This is a genomic window from Klebsiella sp. CN_Kp088 (assembly GCF_040064335.1).
In the GTDB taxonomy this organism is placed as follows: domain Bacteria; phylum Pseudomonadota; class Gammaproteobacteria; order Enterobacterales; family Enterobacteriaceae; genus Klebsiella; species Klebsiella aerogenes.
In genome coordinates this window covers 1-22,950 of sequence record NZ_JBEAIQ010000032.1, presented here as the reverse complement: position 1 = coordinate 22,950, position 22,950 = coordinate 1, and the positions used below count along the sequence as shown (strand labels likewise).

Here is a 22,950-nt window from a genome sequence, read left to right as displayed (position 1 = left end):
CAGCTTGTAAAATCAGAACAATTTTTTCGACCAGCCCAACTTAGTGCTTAATGTATTGAAATAGCTGTAGTCTTTTGGGTGAATCAGATTGAGGTGATAATCACAGCGGCGGATGAGCACATCTTCGCCGTCCTGGATGGGCAGCGCAATCTGGCTGTCGCAGCTGATTTCCAGATCGTTGCAGCGCTGCGAGAAGCGCAGGCGAATGGTGCTATCGCCGTTAATCACCAGTGGTCGCGCTGATAGCGTATGCGGGAACATCGGCACCAGGGTGATGGCGTCCAGAGATGGGGTGAGAATAGGGCCGCCGGCAGAGAGCGAATAGGCCGTCGAACCGGTAGGCGTGGAGATGATCAGGCCGTCGGAGCGCTGGGAGAAGGCGAACACTTCATCGATATAGACCTCGAACTCAATCATGTGCGCGACTTTACCCGGATGCAGCACTACTTCATTGATAGCCGTGCTGATGCGCTTCTGGCAGTCATGCTGGCACACCTGGGCTTCCAGCAGAAAACGTTTTTCGGCGATATAGTGGCCTTCAAGTACGTCGGCCAACTGCTGGAGCGCGTTATCCGGGTCAAGGTCGGTAAGAAAACCAAGATTGCCGCGGTTAATGCCGATGACGTTGATGTCATAGCGCGCCAGGGTACGCGCCGCGCCGAGCATATTGCCGTCACCGCCGACCACCACCGCCAGATCCGCCTGCTGGCCGATTTCCGCCAGCGTGCCGGTTTTAACATTGCTAAGCTGGAGTTCATGGGCGATTTGCTGCTCGACCAGCACCTCATAGCCTTTGCCGCATAGCCAGCGCCAGAGCATTTCATGTGTGGTCAGGGCGGTTGGGTGACGAGGGTGTCCCACAATGCCGATACACTTGAAATGGTTCTTCATGATCTGGATGTCCTTGGGTTAAATGAATGATGACAATCTGTCTGCTTCCCTTGAATCCCGGAAACTGATCCCCATAATAAGCGAAGTTAGCGAGATGAATGCGAAAAAAACGCGGAGAAATTCATGAGTAGTAAAGAACAGAAAACGCCTGAGGGGCAAGCCCCGGAAGAAATTATCACGGAGCAGCACGACAACGTAGAGGCGGTAGAGCCTGAGGTTTCTGCTGAGCAGGTGGATCCGCGCGATGAAAAAATTGCGAATCTGGAAGCACAGCTGGCCGAAGCGCAAAAGCGTGAACGTGATGTGATGCTGCGCGCAAAAGCGGAAGAAGATAACCTGCGTCGTCGCACCGAACAGGATATCGAGAAAGCGCATAAATTCGCCCTGGAGAAGTTCGTCAACGAACTGCTGCCGGTTATCGATAGCCTGGATCGCGCGCAGGAAGTGGCTGATAAAGCTAACCCGGATATGGCGCCGATGGTTGAAGGGATCGAACTGACCCTGAAATCGATGCTGGACGTCGTGCGTAAGTTTGGCGTGGAAGTGGTAGCCGATACCAACGTACCGCTGGATCCTAACGTGCATCAGGCCATCGCCATGGTCGAGTCTGACGATGTGGCTGCCGGTAACGTACTGGGTGTTATGCAGAAGGGATATACCCTGAACGGTCGTACTATTCGCGCCGCAATGGTAACCGTCGCGAAAGCGAAGTAATTCGCTAGTTCGCCAGTAACGGCTGCCTGCGGGTGGCCGTTTTTATTGGCTTTAAATAAAAAAACGGCGAACCGAAGTTCGCCGTTGTTCTTTGCTGGCTGCGCTATTCGGCCACGCTTTCGCGTAATGATTTCACCGGCATCACCTTCACCTGCTTAATCATATTGTCCTGTACGTCGAGAATATCGATATCATACTGTTCGATACGTACGCGGGTTCCAGGAACTGGGATCTCCTCCAGCGCTTCCAGAATAATGCCGTTAACGGTACGCGCGTCGTCTTCCGGCAGGTGCCAGTTGAACGCTTTGTTGATTTCCCGCACGTTGGCGCCGCCGTCAATAATCACCGAGCCGTCATTAAGCGGCGTCACTTCTTCGGCAAGGGTCGGCGACATTGAGGTAGTGAAGTCTCCCACGATTTCTTCAAGAATATCCTCAACGGTGACCAGCCCCTGAATATCACCATATTCATCAACCACCAGGCCGACTTTCTTTTTATTACGCTGGAATTTCACCAATTGCGTGCTGAGCGGCGTACCTTCCGGCACAAAGTAAATCTCATCTGCCGCTCGTAACATGATCTCTTTTGTGAACTCTTTCTTTTCCGTCATCAGCCGATAGGCTTCACGGACGCGCAGCATGCTGATGGCATCGTCCAGCGAATCACGATACAGCACGATACGGCCATGCGGCGAGTGGGTTAGCTGGCGGACGATAGATTTCCAGTCATCATTGATATCAATACCGACGATCTCATTGCGTGGCACCATGATGTCATTAACGCTGACCTTTTCCAGATCCAGGACCGACAGCAGCATGTCCTGATTCCGCCGTGAGATTTGTGAACGGGATTCATTCACAATCGTTCGCAGTTCATCTTTACTCAATGCGCCGCTAATGACGTGATCGGTCTTAATGCCCATCATGCGCATCAGTACGCGGGTAATGGTGTTCAACAGCCACACCAGCGGCATCATCAATACCTGTAGCGGCGCCAACAGGAAACTGCTGGGGTAGGCGACCTTTTCCGGGTACAGGGCGGCAATGGTTTTAGGTAAGACTTCGGCAAACACCAGCACGACAAAGGTGAGCACGCCGGTGGCGATAGCCACGCCGGCGTCGCCGTACAGACGCATGCCGACGATGGTTCCCAGCGCCGAGGCCAGGATATTGACGAGGTTGTTGCCGATGAGCACCAGGCTAATGAGGCGATCCGGCTTACGCAGCAGCTTTTCCACCCGCTTAGCCGGGCGGTTGCCTTGTTTCGCCATATGGCGCAGCCGATAGCGGTTCAGCGTCATCATGCCGGTTTCGGAACCGGAGAAATAGGCGGAGATAATCACCATGATGATCAGCGTGACGATCAGCGTGGTGGTAGAAATGTGTTCCAGGAGAGACTCCTTAGTCTTTAACTAACAAACTGCTGCAGGACGCGGCTGCCAAAATAAGCCAGGGTCAGCAGCCCGGCTCCGGCGACGTTAAACCAGACCACCCGGCGGCCGCGCCAGCCTTCGTGGTAGTGCCCCCACAGCAGTACGATATAGACAAACCAGGCCACAATAGACAGCACCGCTTTATCAATATTTTCGGTATTAAACAGGTTGTGCATATAGAACAACCCGGTGCACAGCGTCAGGGTCAGCAGCACGACGCCAACCTGGGTGATATGAAACATTTTACGCTCAATACTCATCAGCGGCGGCATTTCGCTGCTGAAAGCCAGCTTTTTATTTTTAAGCTGATAGTCAATCCACGCCAGTTGCAGCGCGTACAGCGCGGCGATGATAAGCGTGGCGTAGGCAAAGAGCGACAGGCCGATATGCACCAACATCCCCGGGGTGGTTTCGAGGTGGGTGATGTACTCGTTAGGCACGAAGGTGGCGAAGGCGAGGTTGATCAGCGCGAAGGCGTATACGATCGGTAGCAATAACCAGCCGCGATTACGCGAGGCGACGATGGTCATCACCGTACAGATCATCAGGCTGACCAGCGAGCCGACGTTAAGTAAGCTGAGATTTTGCCCACCTTCGCCGCCGGGGAAAATACGTGACTCCAGCGCGAAGGCGTGGCAAATCAGCGCTATCGTCGCGGAGAGAATCGCCATCCGCCGCCAGCTGCTGTTTTTTTGCAGCAGGCCAGGGATGATCAGCGCAAGGCTGATGGAGTAGGCGACAAGGGCAAGTAGAGCAAACACAGGCATAGGAGCGTCGACTGTTGACTAAATAAGAAAGAGAAGCAGTATAGCGTCACGCGACGTCTGCTCCAACCGTTGCAGCACATTCAGGTTTATGTCGTGTTATACTGCGCCAAATTCGTATTTTTGTGTCGCTGCGGCGACCGACCGTTTCCACCTCAGGCGAGAGACAATGTTTGATAATTTAACCGATCGTTTGTCGCGTACGCTGCGCAACATTAGCGGCCGCGGACGCCTTACCGAAGACAATATTAAAGACACCCTGCGCGAAGTGCGCATGGCGCTGCTGGAGGCCGACGTCGCGCTTCCGGTGGTGCGTGATTTCATCAGCCGCGTCAAAGAGAGCGCGGTAGGACATGAAGTCAATAAAAGCCTGACGCCAGGTCAGGAGTTCGTCAAGATTGTTCGCAACGAGCTGGTTGCGGCGATGGGCGAAGAAAACCAGACGCTGGATTTAGCCGCGCAGCCGCCGGCCGTCGTCCTGATGGCGGGCCTGCAGGGGGCGGGTAAAACGACCAGCGTCGGTAAGCTGGGTAAATTCCTGCGCGAGAAGCACAAGAAAAAAGTGCTGGTCGTTTCCGCGGACGTATACCGCCCGGCGGCGATTAAACAGCTGGAAACGCTGGCAGAGCAGGTCGGCGTGGATTTCTTCCCGTCCGACGTTGGCCAGAAGCCGGTTGATATCGTCAACGCGGCGCTGAAAGAAGCGAAGCTGAAATTCTACGACGTGCTGCTGGTGGATACCGCCGGCCGTCTGCACGTCGATGAAGCGATGATGGACGAAATCAAACAGGTCCACGCCGCGATTAATCCGGTTGAGACGCTGTTTGTCGTCGATGCGATGACCGGTCAGGATGCGGCGAATACCGCGAAGGCCTTTAACGAAGCGCTGCCTTTGACCGGCGTGGTGCTGACCAAAGTAGACGGCGACGCCCGCGGCGGCGCGGCACTGTCGATTCGTCATATCACCGGCAAGCCGATTAAATTCCTCGGCGTCGGCGAGAAAACCGAAGCGCTGGAGCCGTTCCACCCGGACCGTATCGCTTCCCGTATTCTCGGCATGGGTGACGTGCTGTCGCTTATCGAAGATATCGAGAGCAAAGTTGACCGCGCGCAGGCCGAGAAACTGGCATCCAAGCTGAAGAAAGGCGACGGTTTCGACCTGACCGACTTCCTTGAGCAACTGCGCCAGATGAAAAACATGGGTGGCATGGCCAGCCTGATGGGCAAACTGCCGGGCATGGGGCAAATTCCCGATAACGTGAAAGCGCAGATGGACGACAAAGTGCTGGTGCGTATGGAAGCGATCATCAACTCGATGACGATGAAAGAGCGCGCCAAGCCGGAAATCATCAAAGGTTCGCGTAAACGCCGTATCGCCGCCGGTTGCGGGATGCAGGTGCAGGACGTGAACCGCTTGCTGAAGCAGTTCGACGACATGCAGCGCATGATGAAGAAGATGAAGTCGAAAGGCGGCATGATGAAGATGATGCGCGGGATGAAAGGGATGATGCCGCCAGGATTCCCAGGCCGCTAATACGCGTCATAATTCAAGCCGCAGATGCGTTGGCTGCGTTCGTTCACCCCGGTCACGTACTTGTGTACGCTCCTGGGGATTTACTCACTTGCCGCCTTCCTGCAACTCGAATTATTTAGCGTATGTAGTTTTGAATTGATTTTTGCACAGAAATCAGTAAAATTTTCGGGCTTTTAATATGACACCGGGCTCCGTTCCTCGATGGGGCCCGGTTGTTTTATTCACACAAGAGGATGTTATGGTAACTATTCGTTTAGCACGTCACGGCGCTAAAAAGCGTCCGTTCTACCAGGTTGTTGTCACCGACAGCCGTAATGCACGCAACGGTCGCTTCATCGAGCGCGTTGGCTTCTTCAACCCGATCGCTACCGAGAAAGAAGAAGGCACCCGCCTGGATCTGGATCGTATCGCTCACTGGGTTGGCCAGGGCGCTACTGTTTCCGATCGCGTTGCCGCGCTGATCAAAGCCGCTAACAAAGCAGCTTAATCTGTCACGGTGGTCATGATGAGCAAGCAAGACACCGCACAAGCACCTGTTGATCCGATTGTATTGGGCAAAATGGGTTCTTCCTACGGTATCCGTGGTTGGCTCAGAGTGTTTTCCTCCACCGAAGACGCTGAAAGCATTTTTGACTATCAGCCCTGGTTAATCCAGAAGGCGGGTCAGTGGCAGGTTGTTGAGCTGGAAAGCTGGCGCCACCACAATCAGGACATCATCATCAAGCTGAAAGGCATTGACGATCGTGATGCGGCGAATCTCCTGACTAATTGCGAAATTATCGTTGATTCATCGCAGCTGCCGGCGCTGGAAGAGGGCGACTATTACTGGAAAGACCTGATGGGTTGCCAGGTAGTTACCACCGAAGGCTATAGCCTGGGTAAAGTCATTGATATGATGGAAACCGGGTCGAATGACGTTCTCGTCATCAAGGCAAACCTGAAAGATGCATTTGGCATCAAGGAGCGGTTGGTTCCGTTCCTCGATGGGCAGGTTATCAAGAAAGTCGATCTCGCTACTCGTACTATCGAAGTAGATTGGGATCCTGGTTTTTAAATTCTCCGGATAAACGGTAAAAGACGGCGCTATGTGGATTGGCATAATTAGCCTGTTTCCTGAAATGTTCCGCGCAATTACCGATTACGGGGTAACTGGCCGGGCAGTAAAAAATGGCCTGCTGAGCATCGAAAGCTGGAGTCCTCGCGACTTCGCTCATGACCGGCACCGTACCGTGGACGATCGTCCTTACGGCGGCGGACCGGGGATGCTAATGATGGTTCAACCCTTACGGGATGCCATTCATGCAGCAAAAGCCGCGGCAGGTGAAGGCGCAAAGGTGATTTATCTGTCACCTCAGGGACGCAAGCTTGATCAAGCGGGCGTCAGCGAACTGGCAACGAATCAGAAACTGATTCTGGTGTGCGGTCGCTACGAAGGGATAGACGAGCGCGTAATCCAAACCGAAATTGACGAAGAATGGTCAATCGGCGATTACGTTCTCAGCGGTGGTGAGTTACCGGCAATGACGCTGATTGACTCCGTTTCCCGGTTCATTCCGGGAGTACTGGGACATGAAGCATCAGCAACGGAAGATTCCTTTGCTGATGGGTTGCTGGATTGCCCGCACTATACCCGTCCTGAAGTGTTAGAAGAGATGGAAGTACCGCCAGTATTGCTGTCGGGGAACCATGCTGAGATACGTCGCTGGCGTCTGAAGCAGTCGCTGGGCCGCACCTGGCTTAGAAGACCTGAACTTCTGGAAAACCTGGCTCTGACTGAAGAGCAAGCAAAGTTGCTGGCGCAGTTCAAAAGCGAACACGCGCAACAGCAGCATAAACATGATGGGCAGGCGTGAGCCCCCAATATCAGTTTACCCAGGATAAGAGATTAAATTATGAGCAACATTATTAAGCAACTTGAACAAGAACAGATGAAGCAGGACGTACCTTCCTTCCGTCCGGGTGATACCGTGGAAGTGAAAGTATGGGTTGTTGAAGGTTCCAAAAAACGTCTGCAGGCATTCGAGGGCGTGGTTATCGCTATTCGTAACCGCGGTCTGCACTCTGCATTCACTGTTCGTAAAATTTCCAACGGCGAAGGCGTTGAGCGTGTCTTCCAGACTCACTCTCCGGTAGTTGACAGCATTGCTGTTAAACGTCGTGGTGCTGTACGTAAAGCTAAACTGTACTACCTGCGTGAGCGTACCGGTAAGTCTGCTCGTATCAAAGAGCGTCTTAACTAAGATTCGCTTTCGCGACATCCTGATAGAAAGGGCTGGCCAGATGGCTGGCCCTTTTTTTATCTAAATTTTAACTATTTTGATGTAAATCAATTACAATATCGCCCGGATTTCGGAGGGGCGGTGAACGGCACTATTTTCTCACAATCAGCATTGCAACGGCGGGCCGCCTGGCTGGCGCTGTTTGCGATCCTGCTGATCGTGGTGGCGCCGCTGATCTCCGTTTCGCTACAGAAAGACCCCATGAGTGCGATGCCGGGCATGCATCATGCTATGCCGATGGGCGAGTCTCATGATGGGATGTCCGGGCATGAGATGGTAATGATGCACGGCGCTGACAGCGCGTCACAGCCGGCGCATAGCATGCCGGTTGATCACGCCGAAGCCTGCGGCTATTGCGTGCTATTAGCGCACGTACCGGGGCTGCTGTTCGCGCTGGCGCTGTTCTTCGCCATGATCCTGCGGCGCATTCGGCTGCCGGCTTCTCGCCCGGTATTAAAACACTGGCACTACTTCCCCTGGCTCTATCCTGAAACCCGCGCGCCGCCGCGGCTGTCTGCTTTTTCCCTTTAATAAAAATGAATCTGCGTACTGCGCAACGACCTCTTTTGCTTTAAAAAAGGAAGAGTATGACAACCTGCACCTCGCGCGCGGCATGGTTAAACCTGCTGCGGCGCCTCCATTTCTATATTGGTCTGTTTATTGGACCATTTATCTTTGTCGCGGCCTTGACCGGCACGCTGTATGTCGCCACGCCGCAACTAGAAAACTGGCTGTACCATGAGGCCTTACAGGGTTCGCTCAACGGCGAAAGACAGCCGCTTAGCGCGCAAATTGCCGTCGCCAAAGAGGCTACGCAAAACAACCTCCGCCTGCAGGCCGTGCGCCCGGGTATTACCGCCGGCGAAACGACGCGGGTGCTGTTTGCCGACCCGCGGCTGGGGGAATCAGAAAACCGGGCTATTTTTGTTGACCCGGTGACACTACGAGTCAAAGGCGATCTGACGGTTTACGGTACCAGCGGTATTTTACCGCTGCGCCAGTGGATTGATTACGCGCATAAATCCTTGCTGTTGGGCGACGGCGGCAGACTGTACAGCGAACTGGCGGCCTCCTGGATGTGGGTTGCGGCGTTGGGCGGTATTGCGCTATGGGCGATGACCCGTCCGAAGCGGCGGATACACAATAGGCTGCAAAATACCCGACGTCTGCACGTGACGCTGGGCTGGATGTTACTGGTCGGCATGTTACTGTTTTCCGCCACCGGCTTAACCTGGTCGCAGTGGGCGGGCGGTAACGTCGATAAGATGCGCGCCGCGTTTGGCTGGCTAACGCCGCAGGTCAATACGCAACTTCATGGCGGGGAGGCGATGCCGCCCGATCCGCACGCCGGGCACCACATGGCGCATATGGCAATGGATGAGCCACAGGTGAAAGTGACTGCGGATCGGTTCGATAGCGTATTGCAGGTGGCGCAGGCCGCAGGTCTAACGGCCAGCAAGCTGGAGATCCGGCCGCCAAAAAGCGCGGGGATGGCGTGGACGGTGAATGAAATTGACCGTAGCTGGCCGACGCGGGTCGATGCTGTGGCCATCGATGGCGAGACGTTACAAGTCGTGGATCGTACCCGCTTTAGCGATTTCCCGCTGATGGCTAAGCTGACCCGTTGGGGCGTCGATTTTCATATGGGAATACTGTTCGGGTTGGCGAACCAGTTGCTGTTGGTGGTATTCGGGTTGGCCCTGTGCGTCATGATCGTCGTCGGCTATCGCCTGTGGTGGATCCGCCGTCCGGCGCAGAGTGCGTTTAATCCTGCACAAACGTTGGTGCAAGCGTGGCTGGGACTAAGTGTCGCTGCCCGGGCGCTTGCGCTGTTAATAGCGCTCCTGCTCGGGCTGGCGGTGCCGCTGATGGGCGTCAGCCTCGCGGCGTGCCTCGTGGTTGATTACCTGCGCTGGCGCGCGGCTTCAGCGATGAGGCTGGTTAAGTCGGTAGACTAACGCGCTTAAGGCGTGCTGATCACCACGGTAACACGGCGGTTTTCAGCACGGCCTGCCGCGGTATTGTTGCTGGCGATGGGGTACTTTTTACCTAACCCGCGGGTGGTTAAATTACTGCGCGGAATTTTCGCGCCTTCAGCCCAGGCATCCGCCACGCTGTTGGCGCGCTTTAATGACAGCGCTTCGTTGTAGCTGTCTTCGCCGTAGTTATCGGTATGACCTTCAAGACGGCTATGGGTAATACCGGTTTCAGCTAACCGTGCGGCCATACTGTGGATTTGCTGCTGGCTGTCGGGACGCAGGCGATAGTCGTTTTTGTCAAACAGAATGCTGTCAGACAAACCTAAGGACCAATCACCGGCGGCTTCGGTAAAGCCGTAAGACTTCATTGCTGCGACCTGTTCTTTCGAGAACTTACCTGGCGCCTGGCACCCAGTGAGGAGAAAAGCAGCCAGAAGAGTGGGCGCAATAAATTGCCTGAGCATAGTCATTCCTTCTTATTTTTGTGTGTGATGAAAACGCTGGTTTTTCATCCGATACATATTCTGATCGGCCAGTTCCTGCAGCTCCTCCACCGAGGTGTGTTCCCAGGTCAAAGCATAGCCAATACTCAAAGAGAGCGTTGCCGTGTGGCCATTGTGGAGGTTGAATGGCTGAAGAAACTGTTCGGACAGCGTTGCGCAAAGCGCCTGGACTTCGGTTTCGGTATGCACATCGTGCAGTAAAATGGCGAATTCATCGCCGCCCAGACGCCATGCCTGATGTTGGTCGCCAACGAATGCCATCAGGCGGCTGGCGACCTCAATAAGGACTTTATCGCCGGCAGCGTGCCCCCAGTTATCGTTAATGAGTTTGAAATTATCGCCGTCAAGAAACAGCAGCGCCGAACTATGACGTGCCGCGTCATCGTCCATTAGCTTACCGATGACGTTGCGAAACGCCGCGCGATTCGCCAATCCCGTTAGTGGATCATGCAACGAGCTGCGCAGCAGTTGCGCATTTTTAGCCTGCAGTTGACGCTGCCAATCCTCCATTTCTCCCAGCAGGCTATTGAAGTCCTGGGCAAAGAGATGGAATTCCTCAATACGTTCTTCCGGTACACGGCGCGAGAAATGGCGGTTTTCGCGGATATCATGTACCACTTCGGTAATACTTTGCAGCGCGGCGACAATACCGCGATGCAGAGAATGGGTAAGCATCAGGGCGATAACGGACGCCAGCAGAATACTGCCGGTCAAAACGATCAGCGAAGTACCGAGAAAATGACTGATTAACCGATCGAGAGCCTTCAGACGAAGCTCACCGATTATTTTCCCCTGATGCCAGATTGGCTGGACAGTCGGTTCAGGAAACAGCCATTTACTAATATAACCACTGAATTTTTCGTTTTTAACTAAGGCGTCATTACGCCAGTCGGCGAAATGACGCTGATGGCTGTCCAGAAGCGTGGCTTCGGAAAATTGCCCCTGTCTGCCAAGCGTCGCCAGCGTATCTTCTGCGGCGGTGGCATCGCCAAAAACCAGTGCCGCTTCGAGGCTGCGGCCCATGGTTGCCGCGGTGAGCTCAAGATTTTTTTGCGCGTACTGTTTTAACGTAATGACGGAGGCGGCGCTGAGCAAAAGCCAGACCAGCGTCATCGAAATCACTACGCTTATCATACTGATTCGGCGTAACGCGTTTTTGAAAGTGGGGCGCGGGGCCTGAGAAAAATCCTTATTCATGTGATTTCTTCCGGGCAAGCATCAGTACGTCCGGATTGACCCGTACACCGCTATGCGTCAGGACATCCAGATTAACGGAAAACCTCACCCTATCGTCATTTATGAGCAAGCAAAAAGCGCTGCCAAAAGAGCAATCGGTATTTTGTTCCGCTATGAGTAATAGAGGACGGGAGCCATATTTTTTTGTTAATGCAGACTGCTGATCCGGGGTTTCACTGCCGAAATACAAACCGTCGCAGCTGGCCTTTAGGGCTTCCTGTGAATTTCGAACTATCACCGGTTGATAAGGTAAATTTTCCGGCGCTTCCTGAGCCAAACTGCGGATATATCGGGAGGTGGAAAAAACGCATAACTTCGGCGGGCCGGATAAATTTGGCCAGCGCGTATAAGTCACAATCCCCGAAACTATGGCGCGAACGTTCTCAGATGTCTCAGCGGCAAAAGCGGGAACTCCCGCGATGAGCAAAAAGAAAAGCAAAAATAGACGGTAAAACTCTTTCATTAACGGGTCCGTCAAATCGTTATTGCACGGGAAACGCAGTTCGCAGTTGCCTGAGCGGAGAATAGCATTATTGGCAAAAAGCGTCATTAGCTGCCCCGGCCGCTTTGAGATAATCCTTACCAGGAATTTTAGTAAAGGAATGAGTAAAACGCGGCGGCAAAAAAGAGTCTTCGCCATGTGTACATTTATATGAACACTTTACTGGCAATCCGGTGCCAATTATTTTGCTGTTGTAAAGTAATGTTTACGTAATATGGATTGATATCTTTACTTTATATGGTATGGTTACGTCATGCCCGCTGAGGCAACGACTATCGCAAACGAGCTATACAGGATCGCCATCATGCAAAAAGACGCGCTGAATAACGTACATATTACCGATGAACAAGTTCTGATTACCCCGGATCAGCTGAAAGCCGAATTCCCGTTAACCGTGGAGCAGGAAGCGCAGATCGCGCACTCCCGTCAGACTATTTCCAACATTATTGCCGGCCGCGATCCGCGTCTGTTGGTGGTCTGTGGTCCTTGCTCAATCCACGATCCGGAAGCTGCTATCGAATATGCTCGTCGATTTAAAGCCCTTGCCGCAGAGGTCAGCGATAGCCTCTACCTGGTGATGCGCGTCTATTTTGAAAAGCCACGTACCACTGTTGGCTGGAAAGGGTTGATTAACGATCCGCACATGGATGGCTCGTTTGATGTGGAAGGCGGTCTCAAGATAGCGCGTCGCCTGCTGGTTGATTTAGTCAATATGGGCCTGCCGCTGGCGACAGAAGCGCTCGATCCAAATAGCCCACAGTACCTTGGCGATCTGTTCAGCTGGTCCGCCATCGGCGCGCGTACCACTGAATCGCAGACTCACCGTGAAATGGCATCCGGTCTGTCGATGCCGGTTGGTTTTAAAAACGGTACCGATGGCAGCCTGGCGACGGCGATCAACGCCATGCGCGCCGCCGCGATGCCGCACCGCTTCGTCGGCATCAACCAGGCCGGCCAGGTTTGCCTGCTGCAGACCCAGGGGAATCCGGATGGTCACGTCATTCTGCGCGGCGGTAAAGCGCCAAACTACGGCCCGGAAGACGTTGAGAAGTGCGAAAAAGAGATGGCGCAGGCGGGACTGAAACCGTCGCTGATGATAGATTGCAGTCATGGTAATTCCAATAAAGACTACCGTCGTCAGCCGGCGGTTGCGGAATCCGTCGTCGCGCAGATCAAAGATGGCAACCGTTCCATCATTGGCCTGATGATTGAGAGCAATATCCACGAAGGCAATCAGTCTTCTGAGCAGCCCCGTTGCGATATGAAGTACGGCGTATCCGTCACCGATGCCTGCATCAGCTGGGAAACTACCGATGCACTGCTGCGCGAGCTCGATAGCGATTTGCGCGGACATCTGGCGGCACGTCTGGGTTAAGAGGATTGTATGGTTGCTGAACTGACCGCATTGCGCGATCAAATTGATGAAGTTGATAAGGCGCTGCTTGATTTGCTGGCAAAGCGCCTGGAGTTGGTGGCGGAAGTTGGCGAGGTTAAGAGTAAATATGGCCTGCCGATTTATGTACCGGAACGCGAAGCCGCGATGCTGGCTTCCCGCCGGGAAGAGGCGGCGGCGCTCGGTGTGCCGCCGGATCTTATCGAGGATGTCCTGCGTCGGGTGATGCGCGAATCGTATTCAAGTGAAAACGACAAAGGCTTCAAAACGCTGCACCCGAACCTGCGCCCGGTGGTTATTGTTGGCGGCGGCGGGCAGATGGGGCGTCTGTTTGAGAAGATGCTGACGCTGTCAGGCTATCAGGTGCGGGTACTGGAAAAAGAAGACTGGCCGCGGGCGACAGAGATTGTCGCCGATGCCGGGATGGTTATCGTCAGCGTTCCGATCCATACCACAGCAGAGACGATTTCGCGTCTGCCGCCGTTGCCAGCGGATTGCATTCTGGTCGATCTGGCTTCCATCAAAGCCGAGCCGCTGCAGGCGATGCTGGCAGCGCATAATGGCCCGGTATTGGGATTGCACCCGATGTTTGGTCCGGATAGCGGCAGCCTGGCGAAACAGGTGGTGGTTTACTGCGACGGGCGTCAGCCGGAAGCGTACCAGTGGTTCCTTGAACAGATTCAGGTCTGGGGCGCGCGACTGCACCGCATCAGCGCCGTTGAGCACGATCAGAACATGGCGTTTATTCAGGCGTTGCGTCACTTTGCCACTTTCGCCTATGGCCTGCATCTGGCTGAAGAGAACGTTCGTCTTGAGCAACTATTGGCGCTCTCTTCGCCGATTTATCGACTGGAGCTGGCGATGGTGGGGCGTCTGTTTGCCCAGGATCCGCAGCTGTATGCCGACATCATTATGTCGTCAGAAAATAATCTGGCGTTAATTAAGCGCTACTACCAGCGGTTCGGCGAAGCGATTGGTCTGCTGGAGCAGGGCGATAAGCAGGCGTTTATCGACAGCTTCCGTAAAGTCGAACACTGGTTTGGCGATTACGCCCAGCGCTTCCAGAGCGAAAGCCGCACGCTGCTGCGTCAGGCGAATGATAATCGACAGTAAGTCCGCTAAACGTGTATACAATAAAGCCAGAGGGGTAACCCGCTGGCTTTTTTATAGGGATGAAAAGATGGCTCAACCGCAACCGCTGTTTGATTACGTCGGGCACCTGCCGGAATGCCCAACCTGGAGCGATGCCGAGCAGGCACTGTACTGGGCGGATATTCTGGAGTGCGAAATTCACCGCTACGATACACGCAATAAAGAACACCAGGTCCTGCAATTTCCCGAAGAAGTGGGCTGCTTTGCTCTGCGCGAGAAGGGAGGTTTTATCGTCGCCTTACGTAGCGGTATCTGGCTTTGTGATGCCCGTGGTCTGCTGCAACGCAAAATCTGTGATAACCCAAGTAACCCGGATCTCGCGCGTTTTAACGACGGCGGTACCGATCGGGATGGCCGTTTTTACGCAGGGACCTTCTGGGGGCCGGGGGATTACAATGGCGCGCTGCTGGTGCGTATTGATAACGACCTGACGCCAAAGGTGGTGCAGTGCGATATTCATGGTGCTAATGGTCTGGCGTTTAGCGACGATAAGCGCTGGATGTATACCTCCGATACGCCGAACGCGGTGATTTACCGCACGCCGCTGGATGAGCAGGGCGAGCCGGGCATACGGGAAGTGTTTCGTCGTTTCCATCCGGGAGAGGGGATCCCTGACGGTGCGGCGGTTGATGAAGAAGGCTGTTACTGGAGCGCGATGTTTGACGGCTGGCGGATTGCCCGTTTTTCGCCGAACGGAGAACAACTGGAAGAGTATCGCTTACCGGTGCGTTGTCCCACGATGGTGTGTTTCGGCGGCGCGGATATGAAAACGCTCTACATCACTACCACCCGGGAAAATATGGACGCCGACGAAGTGGCGCAATATCCGCTTTCCGGCGCCATCTTCACCCTGCCGGTTGCGGTGGCAGGGATGAAGAAACGGCAATTTATTGAACGTTAAGCCGGGTCGACCGGCACGACGTTTTCGCTTGGGTAACAGCCCAGTACTTTCATCGAACGGGTAATTTCGGCCAGCTCTTTTAAGGCTTTACGTAGCGGAAGGGATTCCAGATTGGCCTGAATATCCAGATAAAACATCTCTTCCCACGGGTTACCGTGGATGGGGCGTGATTCCAGCTTGCTCATGATCAGGTTGTGGTTGCGCAGCACCAGTAGCGCTTCAACCAGCGCGCCAGCCTGTTGGCCGGTGGCGATTAACAACGTCGTTTTCGCCGGCACCTGATCGGATACGTTCACCGCTTTACGCGCCAGTACCAGGAAACGAGTGATGTTTTGCGTCTGGTTAGCCTGGCAGTGCTCCAGCACCTGCAGCCCGTACAGCGCGCCGCCGGCCTCGCTACCCAGCGCGGCAACGGAGGGGGATTTTGCCTGCGCGACTTTTTCCATCGCCGCTGAGGTGCTCTCGGTGTACTCGATTTTCCAGTGCGGATAGCGGCTTAAATATTGGCTGCATTGCTGGAACGGCTGCGGATGGCTATAAACGGTCTCGATCTTATCAGCGTCCGTTGAGGATGAAACGAGCACACAGTGATCGATTGGTAGCGTCAGTTCGCCGACGATCGACAGACTTGTATGCTGCAGCAGATCGTACACATCGTTGATCCCGCCGGAGCTGGTGTTTTCAATCGGCACGACGGCGTAATCGGCCTGACCGGTTTCGACCTGCTCAAAGATATCGGCGAATTTCGCGCAGCCGCTTTCGATAAATTGCTCAAAATGACGCGCGGCGTACTGGCGCGCGGCAAGATGTGAATACGAGCCTTTAGGCCCAAGGAAGGCGATACGCGCGGAGCGGGGGTTAATCTTATTAAGATGCTGCTGCAGTAGCGCCTGCTGGGTAAGAACGGAGTCTTCAATAATCAGCTGGAACAGGCGGGTAATGTAGTGGGCGTCCAGATGATGCTTTTTGCCAAGCGTCATTAAACGCTCCAGCAGGTCGCGTTCGCGGTCGATATCGCGTACTGGACGGTGCGATTCCAGCTTCGCTTTCCCGACTTCTACCGCCAGGCCGCGGCGTTCAGCCAGCAGCGCGAGCAGTTTTTCATCCAGGGCGCTTATTTTGTCGCGCAGGGCCAGTAATGGGTTTTCCTCGGTCATAATTGTGTTGCCTTTCTTGTTATCAATAAAAAAGGCCTCCCGCGTGGGAGGCCTTGTTATTCGTCTTCGCATTCTTTCTTATACGACGAACCGCCTCCCAGTCAGGGGAAGGTAAAAAAGAATGCGAAGAAGAACGGGAGTCGTTTCACGATGAATTCCTTAGGTTAGTGTGGATTACAGTACCTGTACTGTTTTCATCCTGTCAATTAAAAAACGAAAAACGCGCCCGAAGGCGCGTGGCATGACACAACTTAAGTTAAGGATTACTCTTCTTCTTCCACAAAGCCTGCCTCTTTCACCGATGTGGCGGCGCGGCGGGCTTCCCCTTTGTGTTGCACTTTATTCAGCTGCCGTTCCAGCTTGTTGATCAATTCGTTAATGGCGGCGTACATGTCTTCATGACGCGCGCTGGCAACCAGATGACCGTTCGGCGTATTGATGGTTGCGTCAGCAATAAAACCCTGCGGCTCCTTAGAGAGAATGATGTGCGGGTTGATTAAATGAGTTTGCCATTTATCCAGTTTGGCGAGACGGTCTGCGACATGCTGGCGGATTGCCGGAGTAATTTCCATTTGTTTACTGGTAATGTTCATTGTCATAAATTTTACCTCTTGTCTTTCCCGTCTTGGTGAACCCAGCATACCTCGCCTAATGTCAAAATGTGTGATCTAAATCACATTTAAATGTCACTTTTTGTCAACGAATTCATTTTGTGAGACAGGACAGGAACGGATGAGATTTTACTTGTCGAAATGAAGAAAGGGGGCCATATTTGATGAGTTAACTCGGCGCTAAACCGCTTCAGCGCTGGTGTTCATTGAATAAAAAAACGGCAGCCCAGGGGCTGCCGTTTTGCTTTCTGTTATCACCCTCAGGTGTTTTTGCCGTTGGCGGCGATGATTTTGGCGACTTTGTCAGCCTGCGCGTTCATTTGCATCTGACGATAGGCGTTTTCCATCTTCGGCAGCGCATCGCGAGTGGCCTGCGTATCCGGGTAGTTACGCAGCATACCGTCAACGCGGTTCACAACGGCAACCCAGGCGCCGCGGTCGGTGTAATAATCCACCACCGATAGCTCATACTTCGCCAGACGATCTTTCAGGAACACCAGACGCTTGTAGGCGTCAGTGGCGTACTGGCTGTTCGGATAACCGCGAACCAGCTTCGAGAAATCATTGAATGCGTCGCGAGCGTGCTGCGGGTCGCGGTCGGAACGATCGACGCCGAAGAAGCCCTGTAGAGCGCTGTCATCAAGGGCCATGTTAGTCAGGCCGCGCATATAGATGACATAGTCAATGTTTGGATGCGTAGGATTCAGACGAGCGAAACGATCGATTGCGGCCTGAGCCAGCGGCAAATCGGCATTTTTGTAATACGCATAAATCAGGTCCAACTGTACCTGTTGGGAGTAAGGACCAAATGGATAGCGATTATCCAACGCTTCCAGTTGCGTTATTGCCTGTTTCCAGTTACCGTCCTGCAACTTTTGCTGGGCGGTCGCGTAAATTTCATTCGGCGGATTATCAGGCACCTCCTCCTTTGAGCCAGAGCAACCCACCAAAGCCAGGCTCAGTGTGGCTGCTGCCACCAGGTATTTCATGCGCGTCATGACGTTTTGACTTCCTCAAAATGTTTATGCGGGAGAATCTCTGTTCCTGCTCCCGATTAAGACCAGCTACAATAGCACACTATATTAAACGGCAAAGCCGTAAAACCCAACGTTAAACGAAGAAGCTGTATATGGCACAACGAGTACAACTCACCGCAACGGTGTCCGAAAACCAACTCGGTCAACGCTTAGATCAGGCTTTGGCCGAATTGTTCCCGGATTATTCACGTTCGCGGATAAAAGAATGGATCCTTGACCAGCGCGTGCTGGTAAACGGCAACGTCATCGACAAGCCGAAAGAAAAAGTTTTTGGCGGCGAAGCCGTCTCTATCGATGTTGAGATCGAGGAAGACGTGCGTTTTGAACCGCAGGATATTCCGCTCAATATCGTCTATGAAGATGACGACATCCTGGTCATCAACAAACCACGTGATTTGGTTGTGCACCCTGGTGCGGGCAACCCTGACGGTACTGTGCTGAATGCGCTGCTGCATTACTATCCGCCCATTGCCGATGTACCGCGCGCGGGAATTGTCCACCGTCTGGATAAAGACACCACCGGCCTGATGGTCGTGGCGAAGACTATTCCGGCGCAAACGCGTCTGGTCGAGTCACTGCAGCTGCGCGAAATTACCCGTGAGTATGAAGCGGTGGCCATCGGCCACATGACCGCTGGCGGTACGGTTGAAGAACCCATCAGCCGTCACCCGACCAAGCGCACGCATATGGCGGTTCACCCGATGGGGAAACCGGCGGTGACCCATTACCGCATTATGGAACATTTCCGAATCCATACCCGTTTGCGCCTGCGCCTGGAAACCGGCCGTACCCACCAGATTCGCGTCCATATGGCGCATATTACCCATCCGCTGGTGGGCGATCAGGTTTACGGCGGCCGCCCGCGTCCGCCGAAAGGGGCATCGGACGAGTTCATCAGCGCGCTGCGCAAATTCGATCGCCAGGCATTACACGCGACCATGCTGCGTCTGTATCACCCAGTTACCGGTATTGAGATGGAATGGCATGCGCCGATCCCGCAGGATATGGTGGAACTGATCGACGCCATGCGCGCCGATTTTGAAGCCCATAAGGACGATATTGACTGGTTATGACAAAGCTGATTGTTCCGCAGTGGCCTATGCCGAAAGGCGTGGCGGCCTGTAGTTCTACCCGTGTGGGCGGCGTGAGCCTGCCTCCGTATGACTCGTTGAACCTTGGCGCCCATTGCGGCGACGATCTCCTGCATGTCGAAGAAAACCGCCGGCGGATGTTTGCCGCTGGCGGATTACCCTCTTATCCGGTGTGGCTGGAGCAGGTGCATGGCACCACGGTACTAAAATTGGATGGCGGGCCGTACGTGTCAAAACGCGCCGATGCGTCATACTGTAATACGCCGGGTACCGTTTGTGCGGTGATGACCGCGGACTGCCTGCCGGTGCTGTTCTGTAACCGCGCCGGAACCGAGGTGGCGGCGGCGCATGCCGGATGGCGCGGCTTATGTGAAGGCGTTCTGGAAGAAACAGTCGCCTGCTTTAATGATAAACCGGAAAATATTCTGGCCTGGCTTGGTCCGGCAATTGGCCCTGAGGCGTTTGAAGTCGGTGCGGAAGTGCGAGAGGCTTTCATCGCCAAAGATGCCCAGGCGCAGAGCGCCTTCCGTCCTGCCGGTGAAAAATATTTTGCTAATATTTATCAATTGGCTCGTCAGCGCCTGGCTAACGTCGGCGTGGAGCAGATTTTCGGCGGCGATCGTTGCACTCTAAGTGAAAAAGATGATTTTTTCTCTTATCGTCGCGACAAGACCACAGGTCGTATGGCAAGTTTCATTTGGCTGATATAACCTAGAGAATCAAGACGATCCAGAAGGCAAACTTATTTTTCACATAGTTCAGGTCTTTAACCTTGAATAATTGAGGGATGACCTCATTTAATCTCCAGTAGCAAATTTGACCTGTTTATGGGAGGAGTTATGCGTCTGGATCGTCTTACTAATAAATTCCAGCTTGCTCTTGCCGATGCCCAGTCGCTAGCACTCGGGCACGACAATCAATTCATCGAACCACTTCATCTAATGAGCGCCTTGCTGAATCAGGAAGGGGGATCGGTGCATCCTTTATTAACCTCGGCGGGTGTTAACGCCGTGGCGTTACGCAGCCAAATCGAACAGGCGCTGAGCCGTTTACCGCAGGTAGAAGGTACCGGCGGCGACGTCCAGCCGTCTCAGGATCTGGTGCGTATTCTCAATCTTTGCGACAAGCTGGCGCAAAAGAGAAAGGATAACTTTATTTCGTCAGAACTGTTCGTTCTGGCGGCGCTTGAATCACGCGGTACGCTGACCGACCTGCTGAAATCTGCCGGAGCAACAACCGCCAATGTGACTCAGGCGATTGAACAAATGCGCGGAGGTGAAAGCGTGAACGATCAGGGTGCTGAAGACCAACGTCAGGCATTGAAAAAATTTACCGTCGATCTGACCGAGCGTGCCGAACAAGGCAAACTGGACCCGGTGATCGGCCGTGATGAAGAGATCCGTCGTACCATCCAGGTACTTCAGCGCCGTACTAAAAACAACCCGGTGCTGATTGGTGAACCCGGGGTGGGTAAAACGGCAATCGTCGAAGGACTGGCGCAGCGTATCGTCAACGGCGAAGTACCTGAAGGGCTGAAAGGCCGTCGGGTATTGGCGCTGGATATGGGCGCGCTGGTGGCCGGGGCGAAATATCGCGGTGAATTCGAAGAGCGTCTGAAAGGTGTGCTGAACGATCTGGCGAAACAGGAAGGCAACGTTATCCTGTTTATCGATGAGCTGCACACCATGGTCGGCGCGGGTAAAGCCGACGGCGCGATGGATGCCGGCAACATGCTGAAACCGGCCCTGGCGCGCGGTGAACTGCACTGCGTCGGCGCCACCACCCTTGACGAATACCGCCAGTACATTGAAAAAGACGCCGCGCTGGAACGTCGTTTCCAGAAAGTGTTCGTTGCCGAGCCGACGGTAGAAGATACCATCGCCATACTGCGCGGTCTGAAAGAACGTTATGAACTGCACCACCACGTGCAGATCACTGACCCGGCCATCGTGGCGGCGGCGACCCTGTCGCATCGCTATATTGCCGACCGTCAGTTGCCGGATAAAGCCATCGACCTTATCGATGAAGCAGCATCCAGCATCCGTATGCAGATCGACTCGAAGCCGGAAGAGCTGGACCGTCTCGATCGCCGTATCATCCAGTTGAAGCTGGAACAGCAGGCGCTGAAGAAAGAGGCGGATGAAGCGAGCCTGAAGCGTCTCGATATGCTTAATGAAGAGCTGGCGGACAAAGAAAGTCAGTATTCGGTGCTGGAAGAAGAGTGGAAAGCGGAAAAAGCATCGCTCTCCGGTACGCAGACTATTAAAGCTGAGCTGGAACAAGCCAAAATTGCTATCGAACAAGCACGACGTCTTGGCGACCTCGCGCGGATGTCCGAACTGCAATACGGTAAAATTCCGGAGCTGGAAAAACAGCTGGCGGCAGCCACCCAGTCTGAAGGCAAAACGATGCGCCTGTTACGTAACAAAGTAACCGATGCCGAGATTGCCGAAGTGCTGGCGCGCTGGACCGGTATTCCGGTGGCGCGCATGATGGAAAGCGAGCGCGAAAAACTGTTGCGTATGGAACAGGATCTGCATCACCGCGTCATTGGCCAGGATGAAGCGGTTGAAGCGGTATCCAACGCCATTCGCCGTAGCCGCGCCGGGCTGTCTGACCCGAACCGGCCTATTGGTTCGTTCCTGTTCCTCGGCCCGACCGGGGTGGGTAAAACCGAGCTTTGCAAAACGCTGGCTAACTTTATGTTCGACAGCGACGACGCGATGGTGCGTATCGATATGTCCGAATTTATGGAGAAACACTCCGTCTCGCGTCTGGTCGGTGCGCCTCCGGGATACGTGGGTTACGAAGAGGGCGGCTATCTGACCGAAGCGGTTCGTCGTCGTCCTTATTCCGTCATCCTGTTGGATGAAGTGGAAAAAGCGCATCCGGATGTATTTAACATTCTGCTGCAGGTGCTTGACGATGGTCGCCTGACCGACGGGCAGGGGAGAACGGTCGACTTCCGTAATACGGTTGTCATCATGACCTCTAACCTCGGTTCCGATCTGATTCAGGAACGTTTCGGCGAGCTGGACTACGGTCATATGAAGGATCTGGTGCTTGGCGTGGTTAGCCAGCGCTTCCGTCCGGAGTTTATCAACCGTATCGATGAAGTGGTGGTCTTCCATCCGTTGGGTGAAAAACATATTGCTTCTATTGCGCAGATCCAACTGCAGCGTTTGTATAAACGTCTGGAAGAGCGCGGCTATGAAGTGCATATGTCCGATGAGGCGTTGAAGCTGTTGAGCGAAAATGGCTACGACCCGGTATACGGCGCGCGTCCATTGAAACGTGCCATCCAGCAACAGATAGAGAACCCGTTAGCTCAGCAAATCCTGTCTGGCGAGCTGGTTCCGGGGAAAACCGTCGAGCTGGTGGTGAAAGACGACCGCATCGTAGCAGTGCAGTAAGTCACAAAACGACAAAAACGGGCCCTTTGGGCTCGTTTTTGTTTAAAAACCAGGCAAGAATTAAAGTTCAAACGTTAATTTGGTTGAAAAGTGAGCGCTTGAATTGTTTTTTTGAATTTATGCTTGTCACTTCAGAATTACTCCCTATAATGCGCCTCCACTGACACGGAACAACGGCAAACAAGCCGCCGGGTCAGCAGGGTTTCAGTAGCGAAATGTGATGCTGAAAACCGACAGAGAAAAGCGAAATAAGCGCTTGACTCTGAATGAGGAAAACGTATTATACGGGACCTCGCAACGGTGAGCGAAAGCCGCGTTGCAACTGCTCTTTAACAATTTATCAGACAATCTGTGTGGGCAC

24 protein-coding genes and 1 other annotated feature are annotated in these 22,950 nt (G+C 53.9%); of the genes, 14 read left to right on the top strand and 10 right to left on the bottom strand.

Going from position 1 to position 22,950, the window contains the following annotated elements:
• Positions 1–12: 12 nt before the first annotated feature.
• On the bottom strand, positions 13–891 hold the full coding sequence (gene nadK / locus ABLV08_RS20415; protein WP_015370252.1) for an NAD(+) kinase: 879 nt from the start codon (positions 889–891) through the stop codon (positions 13–15).
• A gap of 123 nt (positions 892–1,014) precedes the next feature.
• On the opposite strand from nadK, the gene grpE reads away from it, so the two are divergent.
• Positions 1,015–1,605 carry a nucleotide exchange factor GrpE gene (gene grpE, locus ABLV08_RS20410; protein ID WP_348856212.1) on the top strand — a complete coding sequence of 197 codons (591 nt, stop codon included), beginning with the start codon at positions 1,015–1,017 and terminating at the stop codon, positions 1,603–1,605.
• 103 nt (positions 1,606–1,708) lie between these two features.
• Here the strand turns inward: grpE and ABLV08_RS20405 are convergent, their stop codons facing one another.
• Together ABLV08_RS20405 and ABLV08_RS20400 are read right to left on the bottom strand one after the other, a co-directional pair.
• Positions 1,709–2,995 carry an HlyC/CorC family transporter gene (locus ABLV08_RS20405; RefSeq protein WP_026612238.1) on the bottom strand — a complete coding sequence of 429 codons (1,287 nt, stop codon included), beginning with the start codon at positions 2,993–2,995 and terminating at the stop codon, positions 1,709–1,711.
• Between the two features lie 17 nt (positions 2,996–3,012).
• Positions 3,013–3,804 carry an inner membrane protein YpjD gene (locus ABLV08_RS20400; RefSeq protein ID WP_015703199.1) on the bottom strand — a complete coding sequence of 264 codons (792 nt, stop codon included), beginning with the start codon at positions 3,802–3,804 and terminating at the stop codon, positions 3,013–3,015.
• A 166-nt stretch (positions 3,805–3,970) separates the two neighbouring features.
• Here ABLV08_RS20400 and ffh point away from each other — a divergent pair, with 166 nt between their 5' ends.
• From ffh to ABLV08_RS20365, 7 genes are all read left to right on the top strand, one after another.
• A complete protein-coding gene (ffh, locus tag ABLV08_RS20395; RefSeq protein ID WP_020078159.1) occupies positions 3,971–5,335 on the top strand; it encodes a signal recognition particle protein in 1,365 nt (454 codons plus the stop codon).
• A gap of 238 nt (positions 5,336–5,573) precedes the next feature.
• The gene (gene rpsP, locus ABLV08_RS20390) at positions 5,574–5,822 is read left to right on the top strand and encodes a 30S ribosomal protein S16 (protein WP_015370257.1); all 249 of its coding nucleotides are present in this window, start codon (positions 5,574–5,576) and stop codon (positions 5,820–5,822) included.
• 18 nt (positions 5,823–5,840) lie between these two features.
• Positions 5,841–6,389 (top strand): ribosome maturation factor RimM, encoded by a 549-nt coding sequence (gene rimM / locus ABLV08_RS20385; protein WP_047058021.1) that lies wholly within the window; start codon positions 5,841–5,843, stop codon positions 6,387–6,389.
• A gap of 31 nt (positions 6,390–6,420) precedes the next feature.
• Positions 6,421–7,188, top strand: coding sequence for a tRNA (guanosine(37)-N1)-methyltransferase TrmD (gene trmD, locus ABLV08_RS20380; RefSeq protein ID WP_008806092.1), 768 nt, complete (start codon positions 6,421–6,423; stop codon positions 7,186–7,188).
• 39 nt (positions 7,189–7,227) lie between these two features.
• Entirely contained in the window at positions 7,228–7,575 is a 348-nt protein-coding gene (gene rplS, locus ABLV08_RS20375) for a 50S ribosomal protein L19 (RefSeq protein WP_002914145.1), read from the top strand.
• A gap of 120 nt (positions 7,576–7,695) precedes the next feature.
• Entirely contained in the window at positions 7,696–8,145 is a 450-nt protein-coding gene (locus ABLV08_RS20370; protein WP_032706438.1) for a DUF2946 domain-containing protein, read from the top strand.
• 56 nt (positions 8,146–8,201) lie between these two features.
• Positions 8,202–9,572 carry a PepSY-associated TM helix domain-containing protein gene (locus tag ABLV08_RS20365; RefSeq protein ID WP_348856211.1) on the top strand — a complete coding sequence of 457 codons (1,371 nt, stop codon included), beginning with the start codon at positions 8,202–8,204 and terminating at the stop codon, positions 9,570–9,572.
• Positions 9,573–9,577: 5 nt separating this feature from the next.
• Here ABLV08_RS20365 and ABLV08_RS20360 read toward each other — a convergent pair whose 3' ends face one another.
• The 3 genes from ABLV08_RS20360 to ABLV08_RS20350 are packed head-to-tail and all read right to left on the bottom strand — an operon-like array spanning position 9,578 to position 11,795.
• Entirely contained in the window at positions 9,578–10,057 is a 480-nt protein-coding gene (locus ABLV08_RS20360; protein ID WP_015370261.1) for an OmpA family protein, read from the bottom strand.
• A gap of 12 nt (positions 10,058–10,069) precedes the next feature.
• Positions 10,070–11,293 (bottom strand): diguanylate cyclase DgcN, encoded by a 1,224-nt coding sequence (dgcN, locus tag ABLV08_RS20355; RefSeq protein ID WP_015370262.1) that lies wholly within the window; start codon positions 11,291–11,293, stop codon positions 10,070–10,072.
• Entirely contained in the window at positions 11,286–11,795 is a 510-nt protein-coding gene (locus tag ABLV08_RS20350; protein ID WP_026612240.1) for a YfiR family protein, read from the bottom strand. Before ABLV08_RS20350 ends, dgcN begins: the two co-directional genes overlap by 8 nt.
• Positions 11,796–12,138: 343 nt before the next feature.
• On the opposite strand from ABLV08_RS20350, the gene aroF reads away from it, so the two are divergent.
• From aroF to ABLV08_RS20335, 3 genes are all read left to right on the top strand, one after another.
• The gene (gene aroF, locus ABLV08_RS20345) at positions 12,139–13,209 is read left to right on the top strand and encodes a 3-deoxy-7-phosphoheptulonate synthase AroF (protein ID WP_015370264.1); all 1,071 of its coding nucleotides are present in this window, start codon (positions 12,139–12,141) and stop codon (positions 13,207–13,209) included.
• A gap of 9 nt (positions 13,210–13,218) precedes the next feature.
• A complete protein-coding gene (tyrA, locus tag ABLV08_RS20340) occupies positions 13,219–14,340 on the top strand; it encodes a bifunctional chorismate mutase/prephenate dehydrogenase (protein ID WP_015703194.1) in 1,122 nt (373 codons plus the stop codon).
• 67 nt (positions 14,341–14,407) lie between these two features.
• Positions 14,408–15,280: an SMP-30/gluconolactonase/LRE family protein gene (locus ABLV08_RS20335; RefSeq protein WP_348856210.1), complete on the top strand. Its 873-nt coding sequence runs from the start codon at positions 14,408–14,410 to the stop codon at positions 15,278–15,280.
• On the opposite strand, the gene pheA is transcribed toward ABLV08_RS20335, so the two are convergent.
• From pheA to bamD, 4 genes are all read right to left on the bottom strand, one after another.
• A complete protein-coding gene (pheA, locus tag ABLV08_RS20330; protein ID WP_047040665.1) occupies positions 15,277–16,437 on the bottom strand; it encodes a bifunctional chorismate mutase/prephenate dehydratase in 1,161 nt (386 codons plus the stop codon). The two genes, ABLV08_RS20335 and pheA, sit on opposite strands and share 4 nt — an antisense overlap.
• Positions 16,438–16,462: 25 nt before the next feature.
• Positions 16,463–16,587 (bottom strand) — a sequence feature (Phe leader region).
• Positions 16,539–16,586 carry a pheA operon leader peptide PheL gene (pheL, locus tag ABLV08_RS20325; RefSeq protein ID WP_100279143.1) on the bottom strand — a complete coding sequence of 16 codons (48 nt, stop codon included), beginning with the start codon at positions 16,584–16,586 and terminating at the stop codon, positions 16,539–16,541. It overlaps the preceding feature by 48 nt.
• 113 nt (positions 16,588–16,700) lie before the next feature.
• Positions 16,701–17,036 carry a ribosome-associated translation inhibitor RaiA gene (gene raiA, locus ABLV08_RS20320; RefSeq protein ID WP_002914111.1) on the bottom strand — a complete coding sequence of 112 codons (336 nt, stop codon included), beginning with the start codon at positions 17,034–17,036 and terminating at the stop codon, positions 16,701–16,703.
• Between the two features lie 272 nt (positions 17,037–17,308).
• Complete coding sequence (gene bamD, locus ABLV08_RS20315) at positions 17,309–18,046, bottom strand: outer membrane protein assembly factor BamD (protein ID WP_015370268.1); 738 nt, start codon at positions 18,044–18,046, stop codon at positions 17,309–17,311.
• Positions 18,047–18,177: 131 nt separating this feature from the next.
• On the opposite strand from bamD, the gene rluD reads away from it, so the two are divergent.
• From rluD to clpB, 3 genes are all read left to right on the top strand, one after another.
• A complete protein-coding gene (gene rluD, locus ABLV08_RS20310) occupies positions 18,178–19,158 on the top strand; it encodes a 23S rRNA pseudouridine(1911/1915/1917) synthase RluD (RefSeq protein ID WP_045413352.1) in 981 nt (326 codons plus the stop codon).
• Complete coding sequence (gene yfiH / locus ABLV08_RS20305) at positions 19,155–19,886, top strand: purine nucleoside phosphorylase YfiH (protein WP_015370270.1); 732 nt, start codon at positions 19,155–19,157, stop codon at positions 19,884–19,886. The genes rluD and yfiH overlap by 4 nt, the downstream gene beginning before the upstream one ends.
• Before the next feature lie 129 nt (positions 19,887–20,015).
• Positions 20,016–22,589 (top strand): ATP-dependent chaperone ClpB, encoded by a 2,574-nt coding sequence (clpB, locus tag ABLV08_RS20300; RefSeq protein WP_015703191.1) that lies wholly within the window; start codon positions 20,016–20,018, stop codon positions 22,587–22,589.
• Positions 22,590–22,950 lie beyond the last annotated feature (361 nt).